The sequence below is a fragment of the Collinsella sp. SGI.241 genome, assembly GCF_050312955.1.
Taxonomy (GTDB): domain Bacteria; phylum Actinomycetota; class Coriobacteriia; order Coriobacteriales; family Coriobacteriaceae; genus Collinsella.
Genome location: NZ_JBNPKM010000033.1, coordinates 1 through 478, shown reverse-complemented (window position 1 = coordinate 478; position 478 = coordinate 1). Strand labels below are relative to the sequence as shown.

At 67.8% G+C, this 478-nt stretch carries 1 pseudogene; it reads right to left on the bottom strand.

The features are described from left to right. Nucleotides 1-320, bottom strand: a pseudogene (locus ACQQ92_RS08435) (ISL3-like element ISAar34 family transposase); the annotation flags it as partial. Between the last annotated feature and the right edge of the window lie 158 nt (nucleotides 321-478).

Here is a 478-nt window from a genome sequence, read left to right as displayed (position 1 = left end):
TCCTCGAAGTCGCGCGTGAAGCGCGCCCCGTGCCGCGCCCAGGGGACGGCCTCGGTGCGCACGCCGTGCTCCGGGCAGCGCACCCTGCAGGGCGCGTACTCCAGGTAGCAGGCCGAGCGCGCCAGGTCCATCGCCCTCCACAGCCTGGGGGCCCCGCGGTTCGCCATGTCGTAGAAGTCGCAGGCCCTGCCGCATACGGGGCAGCGGCGCTGCTCGCGCTTGTAGGGCCGGACGCTCACGACGATGCGCTCGGCCTCGATGCGCGCGCCCAGGACGACCGTGCGGGCCAGACCGAGGGCGAGAAGTAGTAGACTCTTCATGCGTCACACCTCTTCGGTTGTCTGAATTTGGCTTAGCAATCATAGGCGGATGACGCGGAAACGGCCCCTCCCGGGGCCGTTTCAGTTCCAGATCGTTGTTTTCGCCCGCTGAGCTGGGCCTATGCCGGAATCTCTCCCACAGAAACCACCGAAGAGCC